The sequence below is a fragment of the Skermania piniformis genome, assembly GCF_019285775.1.
Taxonomy (GTDB): domain Bacteria; phylum Actinomycetota; class Actinomycetes; order Mycobacteriales; family Mycobacteriaceae; genus Skermania; species Skermania pinensis.
In genome coordinates this window covers 936605-957006 of the sequence record NZ_CP079105.1, presented here as the reverse complement: position 1 = coordinate 957006, position 20402 = coordinate 936605, and the positions used below count along the sequence as shown (strand labels likewise).

17 protein-coding genes are annotated in these 20402 nt (G+C 69.2%); 6 read left to right on the top strand and 11 right to left on the bottom strand.

Annotated elements, in window-relative coordinates; all coding sequences use genetic code 11:
* The first annotated feature begins 10 nt into the window (after positions 1 to 10).
* Complete coding sequence (locus KV203_RS04310; protein ID WP_066468573.1) at positions 11 to 454, top strand: plastocyanin/azurin family copper-binding protein; 444 nt, start codon at positions 11 to 13, stop codon at positions 452 to 454.
* Positions 455 to 460: 6 nt separating this feature from the next.
* Here KV203_RS04310 and glmS read toward each other — a convergent pair whose 3' ends face one another.
* Positions 461 to 2329, bottom strand: a complete 1869-nt coding sequence (gene glmS, locus KV203_RS04305) for a glutamine--fructose-6-phosphate transaminase (isomerizing) (RefSeq protein WP_066468579.1) — start codon at positions 2327 to 2329, stop codon at positions 461 to 463.
* 94 nt (positions 2330 to 2423) lie between these two features.
* Here glmS and KV203_RS04300 point away from each other — a divergent pair, with 94 nt between their 5' ends.
* Positions 2424 to 3269 carry a dienelactone hydrolase family protein gene (locus KV203_RS04300; RefSeq protein WP_066468796.1) on the top strand — a complete coding sequence of 282 codons (846 nt, stop codon included), beginning with the start codon at positions 2424 to 2426 and terminating at the stop codon, positions 3267 to 3269.
* Here KV203_RS04300 and KV203_RS04295 read toward each other — a convergent pair.
* Entirely contained in the window at positions 3266 to 4786 is a 1521-nt protein-coding gene (locus tag KV203_RS04295; protein ID WP_066468581.1) for a hypothetical protein, read from the bottom strand. The two genes, KV203_RS04300 and KV203_RS04295, sit on opposite strands and share 4 nt — an antisense overlap.
* Positions 4783 to 5079, bottom strand: a complete 297-nt coding sequence (locus KV203_RS04290; protein ID WP_066468583.1) for a hypothetical protein — start codon at positions 5077 to 5079, stop codon at positions 4783 to 4785. Before KV203_RS04290 ends, KV203_RS04295 begins: the two co-directional genes overlap by 4 nt.
* A 252-nt stretch (positions 5080 to 5331) precedes the next feature.
* On the opposite strand from KV203_RS04290, the gene KV203_RS04285 reads away from it, so the two are divergent.
* From KV203_RS04285 to KV203_RS04275, 3 genes are all read left to right on the top strand, one after another.
* A complete protein-coding gene (locus tag KV203_RS04285) occupies positions 5332 to 6378 on the top strand; it encodes a hypothetical protein (RefSeq protein ID WP_218821013.1) in 1047 nt (348 codons plus the stop codon).
* Positions 6375 to 6953 (top strand): class F sortase, encoded by a 579-nt coding sequence (locus KV203_RS04280; protein WP_246600544.1) that lies wholly within the window; start codon positions 6375 to 6377, stop codon positions 6951 to 6953. Before KV203_RS04285 ends, KV203_RS04280 begins: the two co-directional genes overlap by 4 nt.
* 88 nt (positions 6954 to 7041) lie before the next feature.
* Positions 7042 to 8661 carry an ABC-F family ATP-binding cassette domain-containing protein gene (locus KV203_RS04275; RefSeq protein ID WP_066468591.1) on the top strand — a complete coding sequence of 540 codons (1620 nt, stop codon included), beginning with the start codon at positions 7042 to 7044 and terminating at the stop codon, positions 8659 to 8661.
* 12 nt (positions 8662 to 8673) lie between these two features.
* Here KV203_RS04275 and glmM read toward each other — a convergent pair whose 3' ends face one another.
* The 8 genes from glmM to eccCa all read right to left on the bottom strand — a co-directional run bounded on the left by glmM (position 8674) and on the right by eccCa (position 18630).
* On the bottom strand, positions 8674 to 10017 hold the full coding sequence (glmM, locus tag KV203_RS04270; protein WP_066468593.1) for a phosphoglucosamine mutase: 1344 nt from the start codon (positions 10015 to 10017) through the stop codon (positions 8674 to 8676).
* A gap of 103 nt (positions 10018 to 10120) precedes the next feature.
* Positions 10121 to 10612, bottom strand: coding sequence for a 30S ribosomal protein S9 (rpsI, locus tag KV203_RS04265; protein ID WP_083529906.1), 492 nt, complete (start codon positions 10610 to 10612; stop codon positions 10121 to 10123).
* Positions 10609 to 11052: a 50S ribosomal protein L13 gene (gene rplM / locus KV203_RS04260; protein WP_066468597.1), complete on the bottom strand. Its 444-nt coding sequence runs from the start codon at positions 11050 to 11052 to the stop codon at positions 10609 to 10611. The genes rpsI and rplM overlap by 4 nt, the downstream gene beginning before the upstream one ends.
* A 108-nt stretch (positions 11053 to 11160) precedes the next feature.
* Positions 11161 to 12153: a hypothetical protein gene (locus tag KV203_RS04255; protein ID WP_066468598.1), complete on the bottom strand. Its 993-nt coding sequence runs from the start codon at positions 12151 to 12153 to the stop codon at positions 11161 to 11163.
* 141 nt (positions 12154 to 12294) lie between these two features.
* Positions 12295 to 12573: a WXG100 family type VII secretion target gene (locus KV203_RS04250; RefSeq protein WP_066468599.1), complete on the bottom strand. Its 279-nt coding sequence runs from the start codon at positions 12571 to 12573 to the stop codon at positions 12295 to 12297.
* Positions 12574 to 12612: 39 nt separating this feature from the next.
* Positions 12613 to 12936, bottom strand: coding sequence for a WXG100 family type VII secretion target (locus tag KV203_RS04245; RefSeq protein ID WP_083529924.1), 324 nt, complete (start codon positions 12934 to 12936; stop codon positions 12613 to 12615).
* 139 nt (positions 12937 to 13075) lie between these two features.
* Complete coding sequence (locus KV203_RS04240) at positions 13076 to 14581, bottom strand: type VII secretion-associated protein (RefSeq protein ID WP_066468602.1); 1506 nt, start codon at positions 14579 to 14581, stop codon at positions 13076 to 13078.
* Complete coding sequence (gene eccCa, locus KV203_RS04235; protein WP_066468604.1) at positions 14578 to 18630, bottom strand: type VII secretion protein EccCa; 4053 nt, start codon at positions 18628 to 18630, stop codon at positions 14578 to 14580. Before eccCa ends, KV203_RS04240 begins: the two co-directional genes overlap by 4 nt.
* Before the next feature lie 289 nt (positions 18631 to 18919).
* On the opposite strand from eccCa, the gene eccD reads away from it, so the two are divergent.
* Positions 18920 to 20389 carry a type VII secretion integral membrane protein EccD gene (gene eccD, locus KV203_RS04230; RefSeq protein WP_169797480.1) on the top strand — a complete coding sequence of 490 codons (1470 nt, stop codon included), beginning with the start codon at positions 18920 to 18922 and terminating at the stop codon, positions 20387 to 20389.
* The last annotated feature ends 13 nt before the right edge of the window (positions 20390 to 20402 follow it).

Below are 20402 nucleotides of genomic sequence, written 5' to 3'. Positions count from 1 at the left end.
CTCACAGCCCATGATTGTTCGCCGCCCGTCCGTCCGCCTCGCGATCGCCGGAATCATTCTCACCGCAGGGCTTTCGGCCTGTACCGGGAACTCGACCGAGTCGGCAGCCGATTCCCCGGCGAGTGGCAGCGGATCGCCGGCGGCAGCCGCATCACCCGCGTCCGGTAGCCCGGCCGCGACCAGCCCGGCGCCACACACCGACGTGGTGGTCACGATCGCCGACATGAAGTTCACCCCGTCGACGGTCCGGGTGAAAGTCGGCCAGACCGTGACCTGGAAGTTCCAGGACGACGGCATCCCGCACCAAGTGGCCGGCGTCCGGGACAACGCCCTCGGGATCAACAGTCCGATCCTCAAGGAAGGCGAGTACAGCTTCACCTTCACCGGCGCCGGCAACTACAGCTACATCTGCTCCCTGCACCCGGAGATGCGCGGCACCGTCGAGGTCAGCTGACCGTCGCTACTCGACCGTGACGCTCTTGGCCAGGTTGCGCGGCTTGTCCACGTCGTAACCACGAGCCTGGGCAACCTCGGCGGCGAAGATCTGCAGCGGCACCGTCGACAACAGCGGCTGCAGCAGCGTCGGCGCAGCCGGGATCTCGATCAGGTCGTCGGCGAACGGGCGCACCGTGTCGTCGCCCTCCTCGGCGATCACGATCGTGCGGGCGCCGCGCGCCTGGATCTCGCGGATGTTGCTGAGCAACTTCGCGTGTAACACTGCTCGGCCCTTGGGTGACGGCATCACGATGAACACCGGCAGCCCGTCCTCGATCAACGCGATCGGGCCGTGCTTCAGCTCGCCGGCCGCGAAACCCTCGGCGTGCATGTAGGCGAGCTCCTTCAGCTTCAGCGCTCCCTCCAGCGCCACCGGGTAACCCACATGCCTACCGAGGAACAGCACGGTCGACGAATGCGCGAACGTCCGCGCGATCGCCCGGATCGCTGCACCCGACTCCAGTACCCGGGACACCAATTCGGGCATCGCCTCCAGGTCTTGATACTCGCGGGCGACCTCGTCGGGGTACTTGGTGCCGCGGGCCTGGGCGATAGCCAGCCCGACCAGGTAGGTGGCGGTGATCTGGGCCAGGAAGCTCTTGGTCGCCGCGACCCCGATCTCCGGTCCGGCGCGGGTGTAGAGAACGGCGTCGGCCTCCCGCGGGATCTGCGCGCCGTTGGTGTTGCAAACCGCCAGCACCCGCGCCTTCTGCTCCTTCGCGTGCCGGACCGCTTCCAGCGTATCCGCGGTCTCGCCGGACTGGGAGATGGCGATCACCAAGGTGGACCGGTCCAGCACGGGGTCGCGGTATCGAAACTCGCTGGCCAGCTCCACCTCGACCGGCAACCTGGTCCAGTGCTCGATCGCGTACTTGGCGACCAGCCCGGCGTAGAACGCGGTACCGCAGGCGACGACGAACACCTTGTCGATATCGCGCAGATCCTGGTCGGACATCCGCTGCTCGTCGAGCACGATCCGGCCGTCGGCGAAATGTCCGATCAGCGTCTCGGCGACCGCCTGCGGCTGTTCCTCGATCTCCTTCAGCATGAAGAAGTCGTGGCCGCCCTTCTCGGCGGCGGCCAAGTCCCAGTCGATCTCGAAATGTCGGGAGTTGTCCTCGTCGTCGTTGCCGTCGAAGTCGAGGATCCGATGCCCACCGGCGGTGATCACCACGACCTGGTCCTGACCCAGTTCCACCGCGCTGCGCGTGTGCTCGATGAACGCCGCGACGTCCGAACCGAGGAACGTCTCCCCGTCGCCGATGCCGACGACCAAGGGCGTCGAGCGGCGGGCGGCGACGATCGTATCGGGATGATCGGCATGCGCGAAGACCAGCGTGAACGCACCGTGCAATCGGCGCACGACGGCGAGCGCGCTGGCCACGAAATCGCCCGCGGTCGGTCCGCTCGCATATGCCCGGGCAACCAGATGGACCGTGACCTCGGTATCGGTGTCGCTGGCCAGCCGTACCCCGTCGGCCTCCAACTCGCGCCGCAGCACCGCGAAATTCTCGATGATGCCGTTGTGCACCACCGCGACCTTGCCGGTCGCGTCCCGGTGTGGGTGCGCGTTGCGATCGGTCGGCCCGCCGTGCGTCGCCCAGCGGGTGTGGCCCATACCGGCGTGCCCACCGAACTTGTCCACGCCGACGTCGGCGAGCTCGGCCTCCAGATTCGCCAGCCGGCCGGCCTTGCGCTCGACGGCCGTATTACCCGCTCCGTCCAGAATCGCGATCCCGGCCGAATCGTAACCGCGGTACTCCATTCGGCGCAGCGCCTCCACGACGACGTCGAGCGCATCCCGATGCCCGACGTAACCCACGATTCCGCACATGCCGAACCACCATACTGGCCGCGGCCCGTCCGGCGGCCCGCGGATCGGGCTGTGCCCCTCGTCCCCAACGAGGCACTCGACTACGGTCGTGACCGTGACGTCTGTGAAGTCGCTGCTGGCGCGGCTATCCCTCCGAGGGCCGCATCGGGTTCAGCGCGGAAACCTGGCGCTGGCCGGCCAGCCGGGGGTCGTGTACACGCCCGCCGAGGGCTTCGGCCTACCCGCCGTGGCGTTCGGCCACGGCTGGCTGGCCGGCGCCGCGAACTACGCCCAACTGCTCGATTATCTGGCGTCCTGGGGAATCGTCGCCGCCGCCCCCGACACCGAACGCGGCCCGGTGCCCTCGCACACCGGCCTGGCGACGGACCTATGCACCACGCTCGACATCTGCACCAAGATTCGCCTGGGTACCGGCTCGATCAGCGTGCATCCGGAGAAGCTGGCCCTGGCCGGACACGGGATGGGCGCCGGAGCTGCGGTGTTGGCGGCCGGCCGGCGGCCGGACGTGCAGGCGGTCGGGGCGCTGTTTCCGGCCCCGACCGCACCGCCCGCCGAGTCGGTCGCGGCCGGCCTGAAGATCCCGGCGCTGATCCTCGCCGCACCCGGCGAACTCGGTGGCCTGGAGTCGAATGCTGCCGCGCTGAACCAGGCGTGGCAGGGGCCGACGGTGCTGCGGACGATCGACAAGTCCAGCTCGAACGGAATCGTCGAAGGCCGCCGGACGCTCGCCTTGCTCGGCTTCGGCCGCAGCGAACCACGGACCGCGCGCACCACCCGCGCGCTGCTCGCCGGCTTTCTGCTGGGCAGCATCGCCGGCGACCCCGAATACCGGCCGTTCCTCGATCCGGCGGCGACCATCCCGCGGACGGCCGTTCCGTCGGCGACACCGCCGGATCCGGCCGCCTCGGCCGCCGTGCCCGGACACGCCGCCGCCGGCTAAAGCGGACCGGCTTCGGCCAGTTCGGCGCCGACATCTACCGCTGCGCCGGCGCCTGCCGCCGGTGCGCTCAGCTCCGGTGCGGCTGGTTCGGGCCCAGCAGGTTCCGGCCCAGCAGGTTCCGGCCCAGCAGGTTCGGAGACAACAGTGCCCGGCACCGCGCATGCGGCCGGTTCGGGCACGACGGGTTCAGGCACAACGGGTTCAGGCCTTCCGGGCCCGGGGGGCGCTGAGATTTCCGGCGGCACCGCCGTTTCGGGGGACGCCGCAGTTTCCAGGGGCACCGCCGTTTCCAGGGGCGCTGAAACTTCCGGAGCCGGCGAGGCGGTCTGGTCCGGAGGCGGACCGGTCGGCGCCGACTCGACAACCCGGTCGGCGGTGTGGTTTGGGCCCGGCATGTGGTCCGGACACCCGGTTGCCTCGAGCGAGGGTTGCGCCGCCGAACTGTCAGGCGCCGACGGGTCCAGCGCATCGCCGACTATGCGTGCCGCATCGGCAACGGCCTCGCAAATCACCGGTGCGGTCTGTTCGATCACCTTCGCTACCGCCTCGGCCGCCACCTCGACGGCGCCGCCGAGCCCACCCAGTACCCGGGAAATGTCGACCACGCCATGCGCGGCCGGCGCCGGACCGGGCACCGCCGAAACCGACCCCACCGCACCTGCTCCGTCCCCCCTGGGTAGCTCCGCTTCGGTGGTCGCGGTCGACCCGGGCACAGTGGGCTCCCAACGCAACGGAATCGGATCCCGCTCCGCCGGTACTGCGCCCGCCGGCTCGACCACCACCGATCCGACCGACGCGTCCGGCGTCGGATAGACCGAATCATCGACCGCGGCCATCGCGGCCGCCACCGTCTGGTAGGCCTCGGTTACCAGGGCTGTCGTCGTCTCGCACTGCTCGACGAAGCTCGCTACCCGGCCGACGACTTCCGGCACGAACACCGTGTCGAGCCATTCGGCCGCGTCGGCATCGGTCATCCCGAACATCGGGAATATGGGATGTCGGTGACCGGTCCGGGCCAGGTAAATCATCCCGCCGATCTGATTCGGACCGGTGTCACCGGCCGCGCCGACCGGGTCGAGTCCCGCGACGTAATCCGACTTGACCCGGACCGCTCGTTGGATCACCTCGATCGCATCGGTCAAGGCGGCTTGCACGCGATGCATCGCTGCCAGGTCACGCTGAGCGCGGTCCAGGTGCGCGCCGAGGGTCGCGCCGGCTCGATCCGCCGTGCTCCCCCGGACCGCCTGGGGCAATGCCGCCAACCCGCCTCGTTGTTTGTCGACCTCGTCGGCCGCAACCCCGAGATGCTGCCCGAGTTGCCGACGCGCAGCGTCCAGCAGCGTCAGGTCCAGACCACGTTGCTGATCGTAGAGTTCGCGCAGATCCGCGACGTCCAGCTCGCCCGGCAATCGACCACCGGTCCAGTCCTCGAACAACGGGACGTATCGGTCGAAGTAGGTCAAGCCGGGCGCGCCGATATCCAGTACCGCGTCGATCGACCGATCCGGAAGTCTCACCGATCCGCCCCGGCCAACCGGCGCGCGAATGCGTGATCACCGGCCACGACCGCGGAACTGTTCGACCGGAGCAGGGTACCGGATCGAGATGCGTTGGCACTGCATCGGATCAGCGCCTGCCCGAGATGGGCGAACCCGGCCTGTAATGCCTGGCCGGCCGCGGCGTGGGCCCGCCCGGCCTGCGCCGGACCGAACTCGATCGCACCGACCCGGGCTGCGCACTCGGCAAGCACCCCCGCCGACGCGCACAGGCTGTGGGCAATCTCGTCGATCGCCGCCGCATCCACGTCCATGCTTCCCCCTCCGTACGGACCCGAACTGTGAGACGCGGCGAACACACACCGGGTTCCCGGTCCGGCAGTCACGATAGCCAGCGACCTGGCGGACGGCACACCACGCAGGACCGAGCGCTGGGTGTTCGAGTAACGGATTTCACCGACTCTAGTAACGAATCACGGGTAGATCACGACAGCACAGCAACGGTCGGGCAAAGAGGCACGAACTGAGGAAAGATGACTGCAGGTAACAGCACTCGAATCCACACCATGCGACGGGCTTGGCTCCGCGCAGCCGCACTCGCAGTCGGCGCCAGCGCGATGGTCGCAACTGCTCCGTTGGCAACCGCCCAGATCGGCATCGGCCTCGGCGGTGGTGGCGGCGGCGCCGTCAACGTTCCCAGCGTCACCGTTCCCAGCGTGACCACTCCCGGCATCACCGCCGGCGGGGCGGGCAGCGGCGCACTCGACGGCGCGCTCGACGGCGCGGCCGGGGTCGCCGGCACCGCCACCGGCGCACTCGACGGGGCAGCCGGTGCAGCCGGCAATGTCGCCGGCACCGCCACCGGCGCGGTCGACGGGGCAGCCGGTGCAGCCGGCAATGTCGCCGGCACCGCCACCGGCGCACTCGACAATGTCGCCGGCACCGCCACCGGCGCACTCGACAATGTCGCCGGCACCGCCACCGGCGCACTCGACAATGTCGCCGGCACCGCCACCGGCGCGGTCGACGGCGTGGCCGGCACCGCCACCGGCGCACTCGACAATGTCGCCGGCACCGCCACCGGCGCACTCGACAATGTCGCCGGCACCGCCACCGGCGCGGTCGACGGCGTCGTCGACACGGCAACCGACGCGGTCGGCAGTGTCGCCGGCTCGGCCAACGCCAGCACCGGAGCCAGCGCCGGGGTCGACCTCGGCGCTGCCGCCGGGATCGCCGCCGGGGTCGGCGCGGGTCTGATCGCCGGCGCAGCGGCCGGGGTCGGCGCCGGTCTGCTCGCCGGCGGATTGAACAACGCGGCCGGCGGGGCTGCCGGCGGCGGGGCTGCCGGCGCGAACGGTGGCTCGACCACCAGCGGAATGGTCATCCCGGCCCAGCTCGCGTCGACCGGTATGGCCGGCGGCACCGCACGCACCGATCTGATGCCGCCCGGCGGCTACGTCGTGCCCACCGGCACCGGCCCGGAAGCCGGCGGCGGCGGCACGGCCCCGGTCGATCCCGGTTTGCTCGGCGTTGCCGGGGCGCTCCTGCTCGGGTCTGCCGCACTGCCGACCATTCGGCGGCGGTCCCGGACCGTTCAGCTCGCCGTCTCGTGACCGCCGTCCCGACGCGCGCGGTCCGCTGCCTCGTCGCACTGCTCGCGCTCGTCGGGCTGGCGATCGGCGGCTGCGCCAAGGATTCGACGAACTCGGACGCGGTGGTATCGGCGCCGCCGATCAGCCGCTCGACGCCGGTATCGCTGGCGATCCCGGCGATCAACATGTCAGGCTCGCTGATCGCGACCGGAATGACCAACGACGGCCGGGTGCAAGTGCCGGCCGACTACAAACAAGCCTCGTGGTATCAGCCGGGGCCGGCACCCGGGGAAAAGGGGTCGGCGGTCATCCTCGGTCACGTCGACAACGTCGCCGGGCCCGGCGTGTTCATCGATCTGAAGAAGCTGAAGAAAGGGGACACCGTCGACGTCAAACGAGCCGACGGAAAGACCGCACACTTCGCGGTGACCGACATACAGAGCTACCTCAAGACCGACTTCCCGAACCAGCAGGTGTTCGGCGGCCGGGACCAGAGTCAGCTGCAGCTGGTCACCTGTGGCGGTGATTTCGATGCCGCCGCACGCAGTTACAAGTCGAATGTGGTGGTCTACTCGTCGCTGGTGTCGACCACCTGATCACCTCGAAGCATCACGTGGCTGGTCGTGCCTGCGGGCGCGGCCAGCCACTGCGTTGTGGTGCCCGACCACGTGCCACGATGCACCGGTGAACGCGACGTTGCAGGCGCGCGGTTTGGCCGCAGCACATGGAAATCGGCAACTGTTCAGCGATTTCGACCTGACCCTGGCACCCGGCGATGTGATCGGCCTGGTCGGCGCGAACGGCGCCGGTAAGTCGACTCTGCTCCGGTTGCTGGCTGCGGGTGGGCCCGGGGTCACCGCCAGCCCGCCGGATGCGAGCGTCGGTTACCTCGCACAAGAACCGGAGCGACGACCCGGCGAGACGGTCCTGCAGTTCCTGGCGCGGCGCACCGGCGTGTCGCCGGCCGAGGCAGCGATGGAGGCAGCCGCAGCGGCGCTCGCCGACGGCGCCGACGACACCTACTCGCCCGCACTCGAACGGTGGCTGGCACTCGGCGGCGCCGACTTGGACGAGCGTGCCGCCCAGATCGCCGCGGAGCTCGGCCTGGCTTCGGCGTTGACGGCGCCGATGACCGGGCTCTCCGGCGGCCAGGCGGCCCGCGCCGGGTTGGCCGCCGTGCTGCTGTCCCGGTACGACGTGCTGCTCCTCGACGAACCGACCAACGACCTCGATCTGGCCGGGCTGACGCGGCTCGAGCGCTTCGTCGAGACGGTGCACACGCCGCTGATGGTGGTCAGCCACGATCGGGAGTTCCTCGCGCGCACCGTGAATCGGATCGTCGAGCTTGATCTCGCCCAGCACCGAGTGGCGATCTACGACGGCGGTTACGATGCGTATCTGGCGGAACGGGCGATCGCCCGCCAACACGCGCGAGACGCCTATGACGAATACGCCGAGAACCTTTCGACACTGCAGGACCGGGCCCGGATGCAGCGGAACTGGCTCGAGCACGGGGTACGAAACGCCCGCCGCAAGTCGACCGACAACGACAAGATCGGCCGAAAATTCCGGGCCGAGTCGACCGAGAAGCAGGCGGCGAAGGCACGCCAGACCCAACGCCGAATCGAGCGGCTCGACGTGGTCGAGGAACCTCGCAAGGAGTGGGAACTGCGGATGAACATCGCGTCCGCGGCGCGGAGTGGCACGGTGGTGGCGACGCTGTCCGGAGCCATGGTGACCCGCGCCGGGTTCACCCTGGGGCCAGTGGACCTGCACGTCGATCGGTCCGACCGAATCGTCATCACCGGAGCGAACGGCGCGGGCAAGTCGACCCTCCTGTCGCTGCTGCTCGGCCGGATTCGCCCGGCGGCCGGAACCGCGACGTTGGGCGCCGGCGTACAGATCGGGGAGATCGATCAGGCGCGCGGCCTGTTTCGCGGTACTGCACCGCTCGCCGAGGTCTTCGCCGCCGAGGTACCGGACCAGGCGGTAGCGGACGTGCGGACGTTGCTGGCCAAGTTCGGCCTGCGTGGTGACCACGTCATGCGGCCGGCCGCGACCCTTTCGCCCGGCGAACGTACCCGCGCGGGACTGGCTCTGCTCCAGGCCCGCGGAGTGAACCTGCTGGTCCTCGACGAACCGACCAACCATCTGGACCTGCCGGCGATCGAGCAGTTGGAGCAGGCGGTCGAGGCGTTCGACGGGACGCTGCTGCTGGTGACCCACGACCGACGGATGCTGGAGGCGGTCCGCGCTACGCGACGTTGGGCGGTCGCGGACGGGAAAGTGACCGAAAGCGAGTAACGGCGAGCAGAATCAGGCCGCAGCGACCACAGCAGCCAAGTCGCGCGCCAGCCGTTCGGCCACGTCGACTCGCTCGGCCTCGATCATCACCCGGACCAACTGCTCGGTGCCGCTGGGCCGCAACAAGACCCGACCGGTATCCCCCAACTCCTGTTCGACTCGGTGCACTGCGGCAGCCACCCGCGCGGACCGAACCGCCGCAGCACGGTCGGCTACCGGCACGTTGATCAAAACCTGCGGCAACTGGGTCATCACGCCGGCCAACTCGGCCAACGAGCGGCCGGTCTCGGCCATCCGGCCCAGTACCAGCAAAGCCGTCAAGATGCCGTCACCGGTACTGCTGTGCGCCGGAATCACCACGTGTCCGGACTGCTCGCCACCCAGGCTGTAACCACCGCGCTCCAGTTCTTCGAGCACATACCGATCACCGACTGCGGTGGTCACCATCGCGATCCCCTGCTCGCGCATCGCGATCCGCAGGCCTAGATTGCTCATCACGGTCGTGACCAAGGTGTCGTCCACGAGTCGCCCCGCGTCGTGCAGCGCCAGCGCCAGCACCGCCATGATCGCATCCCCGTCGACGACCGCACCGGCGGCGTCCACGGCCAGACAGCGGTCGGCGTCGCCGTCATGTGCGATGCCGATATCCGCGCCGTGCTCGACGACCGCTTTCTGCAGCTGCTCGAGATGAGTCGAGCCACAGCCGTCGTTGATGTTCAGCCCGTCCGGCTCGGCGTTGATCGTGATCACTCGGGCGCCGGCGGCAGCGTAGGCAGCAGGCGCGGTAGCCGACGCGGCGCCGTGGGCGCAATCGACCACGACCGTCAGCCCCGTGATTCGGCCGGGCAACACACCGACCAGATGGGCGAGATACCGGCTCGCCGGATCCACAGCGACCTGTACCCGACCGATTCCGGCTCCGGTCGGCCGGCGCACCTCCCCGGCGTGCACTCGGGCCTCGATCCGGCACTCCGTGGCATCGTCCAATTTCCGGCCGCCGGCCGCGAAGATCTTGATCCCGTTGTCCGGCATCGGGTTGTGCGACGCCGAGATCATCACACCCATGCAGGCGTCGTAGTACGCGGTGAGGTAGGCAACCGCCGGCGTAGGCAACACCCCGACCGAAAGCACATCGACGCCGGACGCGGTCAGACCCGCGGTGACCGCCGCCTCGAGCATCTCCCCGCTGGCCCGCGGGTCACGACCGATCACGGCCAGCGGGCGTGGCGACGACGATGCTCCGGTCGCCCGACCGAGCTCCTGAGCGGCTGCACCGGCCAGTTGGAGCGCCAGCTCGGGGCCGAGGTTCGCATTTGCCAAGCCGCGCACCCCGTCGGTGCCGAACATCCGACCCATCACCCAATCCCCTCACTAGCCACCACCGACCCACGCCGGTTGGGCTGGAACGACGGAGGGCAGGCATCCGATACGACGGATGCCCGCCCTTGCAGACAACAGCTCAGCGCTTGCTGTACTGCGGCGCCTTCCGGGCCTTCTTCAGACCGTACTTCTTCCGTTCGGTCGCCCGCGGGTCGCGGGTCAGGAAACCGGCCCGCTTGAGTGCCGGGCGGTCTTCCGGGGTGACTTCGATCAGCGCGCGGGCGATCGCCAGCCGGAGCGCGCCGGCCTGCCCGGACGGACCACCACCGGTGAGCCGCGCGAACACATCGAAGCTCTCGGTCCGCTCGACGGTGACCAGCGGAGCTTTGATCAGCTGTTGGTGCACCTTGTTCGGGAAGTACGACTCCAGCGTGCGGCCGTTCAACGAGAACTGGCCGGTGCCGGGCATCAGCCGCACCCGAACCACGGCTTCCTTACGCCGGCCGACCGTTTGCACCGGACGTTCGACGAACACCGGGGCGAACTCGGCCTCGATCGGCTCCTCGTCGTACGCGTACTCCTCCACGACCTCTACCGACTCGTCCGGGACGGTCACATCGAACTCGGTCACTGGGCCACCTGCTTGATTTCGAAGGGGACGGGCTGCTGGGCTCGGTGCGGGTGCTCCGGACCGGCATAGACCTTGAGCTTGCCGCTGATGGCGCGGCCCAGCTTGTTCTTGGGCAGCATGCCGACGACGGCCTTCTCGACCAACCGCTCCGGCTTGGTGGCAAGCACCTGACCGACCGTGCGCGATTTGAGGCCGCCCGGGTGTCCCGAGTGATGATGGATCAACTTGTCGTCCCGCTTGTTGCCGCTGATCGCGACCTTCTCCGCGTTGACGATGATCACGTAGTCGCCGCCGTCGACGTTCGGCGCGAAGGTCGGCTTGTTCTTGCCGCGCAGCAGATTGGCTGCTTGCACGGCCAGCCGGCCCAACACCACATCGGTGGCGTCGATGACATGCCACTGCCGGGTGATATCCCCCGGCTTAGGGCTGTACGTAGGCACGTTGCTTCCCTGTCTGATCGTAGGTGGTGCCGGCCGGACAGATCGACCCGGGCTGACCCACCGGCCGGTATAGACGCGGGAACCCGAAGCGGCCGAAACGCCAGCCGGTCACGATACCAGACCAGCTGCGGCGCTGTTCGGCCACGGGGGTTGTTCCGGCGCGAGCAGCCGCCGAGATCCGCCGAAGACCGGCATCCCGGGGTCGGTCGGCCACGGCGCGACCGGTGCCATCGGATCATCCCGCGGCCACGCCGTGGGAACCCGCTCGTCGCCGGCCCGGTTGTCCGCCGGTCGGCCCGGCGTCGCATAACGCAGCCCCGCCTCCAACTCGGCAACGATCACACCGGCCGCGCCGAGCGCTACCGCATGCAGCGGTTGCTCGACGATCCGCAGGCGGGGCCCGAGATGATTGCGAAACGCATTCCGCAGCACCGTGTCGAAGCAGGCGTTGCCCACCAGCAGCACGCGTGAGGTATCCGCTTGGATCGCCCGGGCCGCCCCGCTCACCTCGTAGACCAGACGATCGGCGACCTCGGTGACCGTCGTTGCGGCCGGCGGAAACGGGACGCCGATCGATTCGGTCGGCCGATAGTCGTCGAGGTGCACCCCGACCACCAACACCCGCCGGCCGTCGCAGTAGACGACGGTGACGCCGGTACAACCGGGCTCGAGCAACCCGCCCGCCCGGACGTAGCCGGCCAGCGCGATCGACTCCGGAATCATCTCGACCAACACCCCCTGGGCCTCGACCAACGCGCCGAGCTGGTCCACCCGGTAGCTCGGCCAGCCGTCCGGATACGGCAGCGCGACCAGATCCGGCCGTCCGACATAGGCCGCAATCTCGCCCAACGGGTTGAACAGCCGAGCACGGTAGACCGCATCGACCGGCCAGGTCGCCCCGGCCACGACGATCTCTCGATAGCCCAAGATCTCCCGGACATCGGCTATCGCAAGCCCGAGATCACCCCTTCCCTGTCCGACTCCTTTGGTATGGAGACCACCCGAAGCGTCCGCCAACAGATAAGCCGGCGTCGTGTACGACCCTTCGACGGTCAGCGGTCGAATCGGCAGCCCGCCCCCGCCGGCGGCGACGGCTACCACGTCCCAATTCAAATGAACTGCCCCGACATGTGACACAACTGTTATCTTGCCCGACTCGGGACCAGCGCGCGACGGCCACCGGACACGGTTACTCCGGCGACCTCGCCAACTGCTCGACGACCGGTCCGGCGCCCGACTCGCTCAGCCCCACGAAGCGGCGTTGCGCGCCTCCGTCGCCTGCATATCCGACGTCCCCTGAGCGACCACCCGGGAGATCCGCGCGAGGGTGGTGATCAGATCGTTGTGCGCGAGATCCCACTGCTGCTGCACGCCTCGATATGCATCTCGAGCCGAGCTTTCCCATTGCGCGACCAAACCCTCCACATAGCGGGTCAGCTGATCGTGACTGCTGGTCAGCCTTCCGGACGTGGTCTGGATATCTGCAGCAAGCTGCATCATCTGACCGAACTCGTACTTCATCTGCCCTCCTGATACTGGGTCGGTGTGCTGCGGATCGGGTCAGCCGAGATTGAGCGAGCCACCGCCGACATCGACGCCGCCGAGCGTGCTGGTGAAGTCTTGATTGGTGGTGTCGTAACCCCGACCGTTCTGCCGGATCAGCTCGGCGATATTGCCGAGCCTCTCGTGCAACCGCCGGGACGCGTCGTCATAGCGCAGCATCAGCGCCTGAAAGGACGCCTGAGCCTCCCCCTCCCAGGAGACCCGCGATCCCTCGACCTCGTTACGTAGCCCGCCGAGGAGCTGATGAAGCTCCCCGTTCACCGATTCCACATGATTCGCCGCGGCCTGCATTGCCGCGACATCGGTAACAACCCCTGCCATCATGTCTCCGTTTCTCCCCGGTGCGACGGCGAGCCGATCCGACTCCGCCGATCCGCCCTGACCTGTAGTTGGACTACATAAATTTGGACGCGCACCCACGGGCGATCGGTTCCAGTCGATCACGGTCGAATCTCGCCGGTCACGGCACGACTTCGACCGTCCCCACGATCCGGGCGCAGTCGGCGGCCAGCGTGCCGGCATCGCCGGGCAGATATTGGCACCCCACGCTGACCTGGACATCCCGATCGACCAGCACATGCCAGTCGACCTGCGATTCGTCGTCGGGAAACTCCGAGTAGGCCAGCGACATCCGGCCACCGAATTCCGCGTCACGGCGCAGGCCACCAATCGTGCGGCGATCGCCCGCGGCCGCGATCCGGTCGGCCAGCTGTGCCGCGACCTGGTCGATCCCCGCACCGGGAGTGAGCTCCTTGCGCACCAGGACGATCCGCCGGCCCACGCCGTCGAGCGGCACCAGCTCCAGCCGGCCGCCGACCGCATCGTCACGACGCCGCCAACCCGACGGTAGCTGCAACCGCAACCCACCCGTCGTGAGCGAGCTGCCCGGCGCCGGCGCGGTACTCGCCGGCGTGGTACTCGATGGCACGCCACCGGCCGAAGGGGGAAGACCGCTGATACCGGCATTCGACGAGTCCGACTCGGTCGGTAGCGCCACCGTCGAGGCCGCGGGTCCGGCCGGCTCCGGACCCGGCGTGCGATCAGGTTCGGCACCGGACCGCAGCCACAGCACGCCGGCTGCAGTTACGGCCAGGACCGCGGCGGCCAGGCCCAGCGCCGGGAGCCGACGAGACCGATCGCGACCCAGCGGCGCCGCCGGGTCGGCATCGAGCCAGCGCGCCGGGGCCAACCGGGTCACCGGCGGCGGGGGTGGTGTCGGCTCGGCGACTTCCACGCCGCCGATGCCGGGCAGAGCGGCGACCAGCTCCGGCCCGTCGAGCTCCCGCAGTGGCCCGGGAAGCGGGTCTGTTCGCCCGCCGACCAGCCGCTCGGCGAGTCCAGAACCCAACCGGCCGACCACCAACACCGCGTCCACGGCCCGCGCTCCGACCAGTTCCCGGACGAGACGGCAGGCGTTGTCGGCAAAGTCGTCGTCGGCGAGCCCGACCGCCGGCTCGTGCGTGCAACCGTCGATTCGCCACGTGCCCGGAACGACGCCGTCCAGCACCGTCGCGGTCACGTCCAGGGCATCGACCTCCAACACCGCGACCCGATGGAACCCAGCACCGACGTCGGCGCGCGCCGCATACGCCCCGGCCGCAGCAACCGCGACCGGCGTCAGACGAGTGTCCACCGCTCGGGCACGCACCGCGGCCTCGACGACGGCGCGGGTCGGCCGTCCCCATCTGGTCGGGTAGGCAACCACAACCCGTCCGACCGGCGGGGTCAGGCCGACGCACCGCAGTACCTCGTCCAGGACGCCGGCCAACGCGTCGCCGACCGGCACCATTCGAGCGTCGCCCGCGATCCAGTCGCCGCCGAGGAACCGCTGGATCTCCACCGGAGCCGGACTCGGCTCCCCGTCGGCAGACATCTCGGGGACGCCGGACCAGGTCTTGTCGCCACTTGCGGCGTGCCACATGGACGGTCCGAGATAGAGCGCCAGATCGGCCGCACCGCCGGTCATAGCGGCGGCAACCAGGCCGACTGGATGACGCCGGTCGCTCGCCGGCCGACGAAGATTCCCCGCCCCGGGGGCATCGCCGCCGCGCGGACGGTCCCGATCAGGTTGCCCTCGTCCCGGCTGCCGCTCATCACCAACCCGGCCGCGGCCAGGTCTCGCATCCGCGCAATCAGCGGCTCGTAGAGCGCGCGCCCCGCCCCACCGGATCGTCGTGCCACGATCAGGTGCATGCCGACATCTCTGGCCTGCGGTAGGAACTCGATCAACGGTGCCAGTGGATTCCCGGCCCCGGTCACCACCAGGTCGTAGTCGTCGACTACCAGATAGAGCTCCGGTCGATCGGTCAGCCATTCCCGGTCCCGCAGCTGCCGGGGCGTGACGTCGGTGGGCGGCCGGCGACCGTGCAGGTGCGCGGCGAGCTCACCGACGTGCCGTTCGAGCGTCGTCGCATCCGAGCTGTATCCGGCCAGATACTCCTCGGGCACCGCACCGAGCATCGTCCGGCGGTAGTCGACCAGCAGAATCCGTGCCCGATTCGGTTCGTTCGCGGCGACGATGCCGGCGCAGATCCCGCGCAACAGCGTCGTCTTGCCACATTCGACATCACCGAACACCAGGAAATGCTGCTGTTCCTCGAACTCGAGAAATACCGGCGTCAGCTCGGCCTCGTTCAGCCCCAGCGGCACACGAGGTGCCCGCACCGCCGAGTCGGTCGGCACCGACCGCTCGCCTACGGCGGCCAGCAACTCCGTGCGACTCAGCCGATCCGGAAGCAACCGCACCGGCGGAGCGTGCCGGCCGCCGGCGCCGGCGGCGATATCGCGAACCGCGGCTGCCACCCCGACACTCAGCGTCGCAGGGTCACGATCACCGTCGGTTCGCGGAAGTCCGACCAGAAAATGCAAGCCGCTGCCGGTGATGCCACGGCCGGGGCGACCTTCCGGTACCAGCGTCGCCACCCGGCGACCCAACTCGGAATCGGCCGGATCACCGAGGCGCAACTCCAGTCGGGTGCCGAGCTGGTCCTTCAGTGCCGGACGAGCATCTGCCCATCGCGACAGCGTGAGGACCAGGTGCAACCCGAACGACAGCCCCTCGGCCGCAAGCGTGCCGATCACCGGTTCCAAGGCCTCGAAATCTCTTCGGAAACCACTGAATCCGTCGATCACCAGAAAGACGTCGCCGAACGGATCGACGGCGGCATCGGCTGCCCGCAGTCCACGGAACTGGGCCATCGACTCGATGCCGCGCTCGGCGAAGGTGCGCTCCCGACGCCGGATCAGGCCGGTCAGCTCGGCGACCGTACGCCGCACCCGCGCCTGGTCCAGTCGGCTCGCTACCGATCCGACATGCGGCAGACCCGACACACCGGCGAGCGTGCCGCCGCCGAAATCCAGGCAGTAGAGCTGGACCTGTTCCGGGGTGTGCAAGGAACACAGCGACATGATCAAAGTACGTGCCGCCGTGGACTTGCCGGCCTGCGGGCCACCGACGATCGCCACGTGCCCGGCAGCGCCGGACAAGTCCAGCACCAGTTGGTCGCGCCGCTGCTCGAACGGTCGGTCCAACACGCCGATCGGAACCCGCAGCGGCGGTCCGGCGTCCGATGACCGCTCCGCGACGAGCTGATCCAGCGTCGGCGATGCCGTCAACGGCGGCAGCCAGATCTCGTGTGCCCGCCGCCCGCGGTAGCCGCGGATCCGCTCCACCAGGACGCTCAGTGCGGTAGCGGTACTCGGCGGCGTCTCGGTACTGGGCGGCGTATCGGTACTCGGCGGCATCTCGGTACTCGGCGGCACAGCCGGCTCGGCGGCCGGGGCCGGCGGGTCCGCAACGACCGGCGCCGCCGTGAAAAGGCGCACCGTGCCGGCCCGAACCCCGCCCGGGACGGGCGGCCGAGGCGATCGACCGGCCTGATTGCGATACGGCCCGGAGACATACGCAGAGCGGAACCGTCGAATCTCGGTCGCGTCCGCCCGCAGATAGCCCGAACCGGGGCTGCCGGGTAGGTGATACGCATCCGGTACCCCGAGCACGACCCGGGACTCGTTCGCGGAGAACGTTTTCAGTCCGATGCGATAGGAAAGATGACTGTCCAGCCCGCGCAGCCGGCCTTCGTCGAGTCGCTGACTGGCCAAGAGCAGATGGATGTGCAGGGAGCGCCCCAGCCGACCGATCGCCACGAACAGATCGGCGAAGTCCGGCTGCTGACTGAGCAACTCGGAGAACTCGTCGATGACGATGAAGAGCGCCGGCAACGGAGCCAGCTCGGCGCCGGCCGCACGTGCCTGCTCGTAATCCCCGACATTGGCGAAATTTCCCGCCGACCGCAACAACTCCTGCCGGCGATTGATCTCGCCGGCCAAAGCATCCCGCATCCGGTCGACCAGAGTCACCTCCTCGGCCAGGTTGGTGATCACGGCCGCGACATGCGGTATCCCGTCCAGCCCGAGGAAGGTCGCACCACCCTTGAAATCGACCAGTACCAGGTTCAGCTGATCCGGCGAGTGCGTTGCCAACAAGCCCAGGACCAGAGTGCGGAGAAACTCCGACTTGCCGGAACCGGTAGCGCCGATGCACAACCCGTGCGGGCCCATCCCGTTCTCGGCGGCCTCTTTCAGGTCGAGCTCCACTACTGCACCATCCGTTGTCCGACCGAAGGGCACGCGTAACCGATCCCGGCCGAGCCGCGGCGACCAGGCCAGATTCGGATCGAACGCACCGAGATCACCGAGGCCGATCAACCGCGCCCAATCGGCCTGCTCCTCGGCCACCGGTCCGGAACCGCCGGCCGGGCGGGCGGGAAGGCGAAACGGGGCCAACCGGCGCGCCACCTGTTCGGCCTGACGGGTGCTGATCGCGTCCGCGACAGCGAACATCTCCAGACCGGCCTCGCTACGGGCGCCGACCGAACCGCCCTCGACCACCAGCGACAAACTCGGCGTGCCGTCCGTGATCGCGTAACCACACAGATCGAGCACCGTGACCGACTCCATTCCGGCCGCCCCGACGAACTCGGCACCACCGAACAACCCACCGTCGACGACCACCACGATCTGCGGTAGGTCGGGCCGAGCCGATGTATCCCGAGCGAACCGACCGCGGCCGGCCAGCTCGGCCGCCAGCGCATCGGCCGACTCCCGCATGGAACCGAAGTACATCCGGCCGCTGCCGGCGGCGTCCCGGACGGTCGCGTGCTGCGCGTGCGGCAACCACTTGATCCACTCCCATTCGGGCGCCGTGTCCGGCCCGCAGACGACCGCGACCGACAGCTGATCAGGTCCGTGAAACATGCACAGCTGCAACAGCATCGATCTGGCCAACGCCCGCGCTGCGATTCGGTCACCGCCGATCGTGATAGTGGCGAAACCGCGCAACGCTACCGCGGTCGGTAGCCGGTGCACGACCGAGTGGGTCCGCACGAACCTGCGCAGCGACACGGCAGCGATCGGCTCCAACTCTTCGACCGGGCCGGTCTCCGGCGCGATCAACCGAGTGGCCAGCCGCTGATCGCCCAGCCCGACCCGGACGTGCCCGTAGTCTGGATCGGTGGTGCGTCGCTCCCACATCCGGTACGTGCCGGCCAGGGTCCAGATCATCGCGGGGTCCGGATGGCACCAGGCGAGCGCGGCACGTTGCTGCGCGGCGGTATCGACGACGTCGCGCCGCAGCCGACCCAGGTAACGCAGGTAGTCCTTGCGCTCCTCGTCCGCCTCGGCGGTGCGGCCGGATCGGCCGGTCTGACCGACGAACATCGCCAGCATCGAGACGGCCATCATCAGCGGGAAGATCAACGTCGCAGGATTTGCCCCTACTCCGCCAGAAGTGAAGAGCAACAACATCATTCCGGCCATCGCCACGAGCATGACCACCGGCATCAGCTTCAAAAGAAGGTTGCCCGGGATCGCGCGCGGAACCTCGGGCGGTGGCTGTACCGCAAGCTCGCCACCCGGTGCGCGCGGCACCTCGGGCCGGCTGGCACGGTGGAACAACACCGTGCTCGAGCCGACCCCACCGTTCGGCACAGCCGCATCGGAATACGAACTATCCATCCAGAATCCCCCCGAATCCTCGATCCCGCGTACCCGATCTCACTGTCGACCGACCTCGGGTACGCGTTGCCGACCACTGTAACCCTCGGCACCGACTCGTCATCCGGCGCCGGCCCCCGGTTCTCGGTCGGCAGTCGACCGGGAATTCGGCCGGTTCGACCCGGAGCGCGGCCGACTTTCCACCCTGGCCGGACTGTCGTGGCGGTGTCGTAGGCTTCGTCCGACATGGTCGGGCCGGGTCCCGGGGGTCGGGGAACCTCACCCGACAGTGAGTTGGGGGGAGCGTTCCGTGTCCACCATTTCGGCGCCCACGTCCGGTTCGACGTCAGACGCAGCACCGCCGGACCCACCGGATCTGTGCCGGGTCACCGTGTTGGCCCGGCACACCCAGGTGGATCTCGCACTACCGGCCGCCGTGCCGCTGGCTTTGCTGATCCCGGGCATTGCCGACCTGATCGACGAGCACCGGCGGTACAACCGGTTCGACGACAGCCCCGCGAACGACCGGCTGGAACCACGGCAATGGGTCCTCGCACGGATCGGCCGGCCGCCGTTGGCGACCACGGCGACGCTGGCCGAGCTGGGTATCCGGGACGGCGAGCTACTCGCTCTGGCAGAAGCGGGACAAGCCGCGCCACCGCCACTGTTCGACGACGTCATGGACGCGGTGGCGACCGCGACGAGCCGGAGCCGGCGTTGGACCCCGGCGACGGCCCGGCTGCTCGGCTCGATCGTCGCGCTGGCATCGATCACCATCGGCTGCGTCGGGTTGGTCGACGCCGGCGGATCCGGGACCGACCTGATCGGCGCGTTCGGCGCTGCGACCACAGCGGTGATCCTGCTGATCGCCGGAGTCGTCGCAAGCCGGATCTACGCCGACCCCGCCGCCGCACAGGTGCTCTGCGGTTGCGCATTGCCGGCCGGGGCGGCCGCCGGGATTCTGCTGGTCCCGGGTCCGCTCGGAACGGCCGACCTACTGCTGAGCGCGGCGGCGGCCGGCGCACTCGCGATGATCACGATTCGCGCCACCGGGACCGGGCAGACGGCTTTCACCGCCGTCACGACAATCGCCGGCTATACGACGATCGGCGCCGCAACAGCGTTGCTCACCCCGGTCCCGACCCGATCGATCGTGGCGGCGCTGATCGCAGCCGGGCTGGCCGGGCTGGCGCTGGCTCCCCGAATCGCGCTGCTACTGGCCCGACTACCGCTACCCACCGTCCCGGCACCGGACAGCCCGATCGAACCGGCCGACGACCTTTCCCCGGGGCCTGACCGACCGGACGGATCGGATCCCGCGCGAGTGGCGGAATCGAGCGCGCGCGCCGGGCAGTACCTGACCGGTCAGGTAGCCGGTTCGGCCCTGGTGGTCACCGCATCGACGCTGATAACCGCACCTGCGAACGCGCCGACCTGGCCCGGGATCGCGCTGGCCGGTGTCGTGGCCGCCGTCTTGGCATTTCGCGGCCGCACCTACGTCGACGCCGAACAAGCCGGTTGGCTCATCGCGGCCGGCGCCGGCATCGTGCTCGGCCTGCTGCTCGGCGCGGCGGTAGCCCAACGCGCTCCGCTGGCGGTCTACGCCGCTGCATCGACGTTTGCACTGGGCGCCTCGGCGCTCGGAATTCTCGGACCACGCACCGACCTGTCACCGCCGTTGCGTCGAGCCGGTGAACTGATCGAATATGCCTGCGTGGCCGCGGTACTCCCGTTGACCTGCTGGGTCGCCGGCTTGTTTCAACTGATCCGGGGCCTGTAGTCGATGCGCCGCA